This is a genomic window from Caballeronia sp., from assembly GCF_049581465.1.
Classification (GTDB): Bacteria; Pseudomonadota; Gammaproteobacteria; order Burkholderiales; family Burkholderiaceae; genus Caballeronia.
Window position 1 is genome coordinate 1 of the sequence record NZ_JBAUSA010000457.1, and the last position, 4,376, is coordinate 4,376.

Sequence of the window (4,376 nt, forward strand, 5' to 3'; positions counted from 1 at the left end):
GCGGGTTTCGTCGACCGTGGTAAAGACCAGCGCAATCTCGCCGTTCTTGATCATGTCCACAATGTGCGGCCGTCCGTCCTTGACTTTGTTGACGACCTTGACCGGCACGCCAGCCGCAAGAATGGCCGACGCAGTGCCCTTGGTCGCAACCAGCGGGAAGCCTAGCTCGTGGAGCATGGCCGCGACTTCCACGGCCTTTTGCTTGTCGGCGTCCATGACCGTCAGCAGGACCGTGCCGCTTTCCGGCAGACGCGATCCAGCCGCGAGTTGCGACTTGAAGAGCGCTTCGCCGAACGTGCTGCCCACGCCCATCACTTCGCCGGTCGAACGCATTTCCGGTCCAAGCACCGGGTCGACGGCGGGGAATTTGATGAACGGGAACACCGCTTCCTTGACGCTGAAATACGGCGGAATCACTTCCTTCGTCACACCTTGATCGGCTAGTTTCTGGCCGACCATGGCGCGGGCCGCGATCTTGGCCAAAGGCAAACCCGTCGCCTTCGATACATACGGCACCGTGCGCGAAGCACGCGGATTGACCTCCAGCACGTAGATCACGTCCTTCTTCGAGCCGTCTTCCTGCGTGGCTTGCTGGATCGCGAACTGTACGTTCATCAGGCCAATCACGTTCAGCGCGCGCGCCATTGCGCCGGTCTGGCGCTTGAGTTCATCGATGGTTGCCTGCGAGAGCGAATACGGCGGCAGCGAGCAAGCCGAATCGCCGGAATGCACGCCCGCCTGTTCGATGTGCTCCATCACGCCGCCGATAAACACTGCCTCGCCGTCGGAAATACAGTCCACATCGCATTCGATGGCGTCGTTCAGGAAGCGGTCGAGCAGCACGGGCGAATCATGCGAAACCTTCACGGCTTCGCGCATGTAGCGTTCGAGATCGCGCGGCTCGTGGACAATTTCCATCGCCCGGCCACCGAGCACGTACGACGGACGCACCACCAGCGGATAGCCGATTTCCTCGGCCAGACGCAATGCCTCGTCTTCGGCGCGCGCCGTGCGGTTCGGCGGCTGGAGCAGATTCAGGTTCTGCAGGAGCTTCTGGAAGCGCTCGCGGTCTTCAGCGGCGTCGATCATGTCGGGCGACGTGCCGATGATCGGCACGCCGTTCGCTTCGAGATCGAGGGCAAGCTTCAACGGAGTTTGGCCGCCGTACTGCACGATCACGCCGACCGGCTTTTCCAGTTCCACGATTTCGAGTACGTCTTCCAGCGTCAGCGATTCGAAGTACAAACGATCGGACGTGTCGTAGTCGGTGGACACGGTCTCCGGATTGCAGTTGACCATGATCGTTTCATAGCCGTCCTCGCGCATCGCCAACGCTGCGTGCACGCAGCAATAGTCGAATTCAATGCCCTGCCCGATCCGGTTCGGCCCGCCGCCGAGCACCATGATTTTCTTCTTGTCCGTCGGATTCGCTTCGCACTCTTCCTCGTAGGTCGAGTACATGTAGGCCGTTTTCGTCGCGAATTCGGCCGCGCACGTGTCCACGCGCTTGTAGACCGGGCGAACCTTCAGTGCATGACGATGGCGGCGCACAGCCGTCTGGTCCGAGCCAAGCAATTTCGCGAGACGGCGGTCCGAGAAACCGCTCTGCTTCAGATACAGCATTTCGTCTTTCGTCAGGCTCTCGATCGTGCGGCCAATCACCGCCTTTTCCTTCTGCACGATCTGCTCGATCTGCGCGAGGAACCACGGGTCGATAGCCGTTTCCTCGAAGATTTCCTGCGCGCTCAGGCCCAGGCGAAACGCGTCGCCGAGGAACCAGATGCGGTCCGGACCGGGCTCGCCGATCTCGCGAATGACTTCGTCGCGGCTCGTGGTCTTTTCATCGAGACCGTCGACACCCACTTCCAGCCCGCGCAACGCCTTCTGGAACGACTCCTGGAACGTGCGTCCAATTGCCATCACTTCGCCGACCGACTTCATTTGCGTCGTCAGGCGTGCATCGGCTTCGGGGAATTTTTCGAACGCGAAACGCGGAATCTTCGTGACTACGTAATCGATGGTGGGCTCGAACGACGCCGGGGTTTGTCCCCCCGTGATCTCGTTCTTCAGTTCATCGAGCGTATAGCCGACAGCCAGCTTCGCCGCGACCTTCGCGATTGGAAAGCCCGTCGCCTTCGACGCCAGCGCCGACGAACGTGACACGCGCGGATTCATCTCGATGACGACCATGCGGCCGTCCTTCGGGTTGATCGCGAACTGCACGTTCGAGCCGCCGGTATCGACGCCGATTTCGCGAAGCACCGCAAGCGACGCATTACGCAGGATCTGATATTCCTTGTCCGTCAGCGTCTGGGCCGGCGCGACCGTGATGGAATCGCCGGTATGCACGCCCATTGGATCAAGGTTTTCGATCGAGCAAACGATAATGCAGTTGTCCTGGGTATCGCGGACGACTTCCATTTCGAACTCTTTCCAGCCGAGCAGCGACTCTTCGATCAACAACTCGCGTGTCGGCGATAGATCCAGTCCGCGACGGCAAATTTCCTCGAATTCCTCGCGGTTGTACGCGATCCCGCCACCCGATCCGCCGAGCGTGAAAGAAGGACGAATGACCGTGGGATAGCCGCCGCTGCCAGTCAGCAGCGCGATTTCCGCCTGCACCTGCAGCGCTTCTTCCATGGAATGCGCAATGCCCGACTTGGCCGACCCGAGGCCGATCTTCGTCATTGCTTCCTTGAATTTCTGGCGGTCCTCGGCTTTATCGATTGCTTCCGGCGACGCGCCGATCAACTCGACCTTGTACTTTTCCAGCACGCCGTGATGGAACAGGTCGAGCGCGCAATTAAGCGCCGTCTGGCCGCCCATGGTCGGCAGGATCGCGTCTGGACGTTCCTTGTCGATGATCCGCTCGACCACTTCCCACGTGATCGGCTCGATATACGTGACGTCCGCCGTGTTCGGGTCGGTCATGATCGTCGCGGGATTGCTGTTGACGAGAATGACCTTGTAGCCTTCCTCGCGCAGCGCCTTGCACGCCTGCGCACCCGAATAATCGAACTCGCACGCCTGGCCGATGATGATCGGTCCCGCGCCGATGATGAGGATGCTCTTGATGTCTGTCCGCTTCGGCATAACTGCTCTCAATGATTGTGCTGCTGTGTTCTTTGGCGTTACCAGCAAGTCGCTCAAGTAACGCGATCCTTATTGGTTAGCGCATAGGTATCTACTCCACACCTCTTTTTACGCCGCGGCCTTCTGCGCTTCCATCAGCCCGACGAACCGGTCGAACAGGTACGCGACGTCATTCGGTCCCGGCGACGCTTCCGGATGTCCCTGGAAGCAGAACGCGGGTTTGTCGGTGAGCGCGAAGCCTTGCAGCGTGCCGTCGAAGAGCGATGTGTGCGTGACCTTTGCGTTCGCGGGCAGCGTGGCGGCATCGACTGCGAAGCCGTGATTCTGCGACGTGATGACCACGCGGCCGTTCTCGAGATCCTTCACCGGATGATTCGCGCCGTGATGGCCCGTCTTCATCTTCATGGTCTTCGCGCCAACGGCAAGACCCATGATCTGGTGGCCAAGGCAAATGCCGAAGGTAGGAATGCCGCGAGCGATCAGCTCGCGCGTGGCTGTGATTGCGTAGTCGCACGGCTCTGGATCACCGGGACCGTTCGAAAGAAAAATGCCGTCGGGATTCAACGCGAGCGCCTCAGCGGCGGTTGCTTGAGCCGGCAGCACGGTGACGTGGCAACCGCGCTCGGCGAGCATGCGCAGGATGTTGTACTTCACGCCGTAGTCGAATGCCACCACGCGATACTGCGGCGCCTTTTGCTCGCCGTAGCCGCTATCAAGCCGCCATTCGGACTGGGTCCATTCGTACTTCTCTTTCGTGGACACGACCTTGGCCAGATCCATTCCCGACAAACCCGGAAACGAGCGCGCGAGTTCGAGCGCGCGGGCTTCATCGTCTGCACCCGCGCCAACGAGAATGCAGCCGTCCTGAGCGCCTTTCTCGCGCAGGATTCGCGTGAGCTTGCGCGTGTCGATATTCGAGATTGCGACGACGTTCTGAGCCTTCAGATAGTCGGAGAGGGATTGCTCGGAGCGAAAATTTGACGCCAGCACAGGCAGATCACGGATGATCAGGCCGGCGGCATGGACTTTCGCGGATTCGACGTCTTCAGCGTTCACACCGACATTGCCGATGTGCGGATACGTCAGCGTGACGATCTGCTGTGCGTAGCTCGGGTCCGTCAGGATTTCCTGATAACCGGTGATGGCGGTGTTGAACACCACTTCGCCGATCGTGTGACCGGACGCGCCGATGGAGTGACCACGAAAGACCGTGCCGTCGGCGAGTGCGAGGATTGCGGGAGAGAATGACGGCAACACGGGAGGCTCCTTGGGGAGAACACCCT

Annotated in this window: 2 protein-coding genes; both read right to left on the reverse strand. The window is 60.4% G+C overall.

The genetic code is table 11. The features are described 5' to 3' along the window. The coding region (gene carB / locus WCA53_RS11310; RefSeq protein ID WP_423909367.1) for a carbamoyl-phosphate synthase large subunit at nucleotides 1-3,093 on the reverse strand (3,093 nt) is incomplete at its 3' end. Between the two features lie 108 nt (nucleotides 3,094-3,201). After that, nucleotides 3,202-4,350 carry a glutamine-hydrolyzing carbamoyl-phosphate synthase small subunit gene (carA, locus tag WCA53_RS11315; RefSeq protein ID WP_423909372.1) on the reverse strand — a complete coding sequence of 383 codons (1,149 nt, stop codon included), beginning with the start codon at nucleotides 4,348-4,350 and terminating at the stop codon, nucleotides 3,202-3,204. Nucleotides 4,351-4,376: the final 26 nt, after the last annotated feature.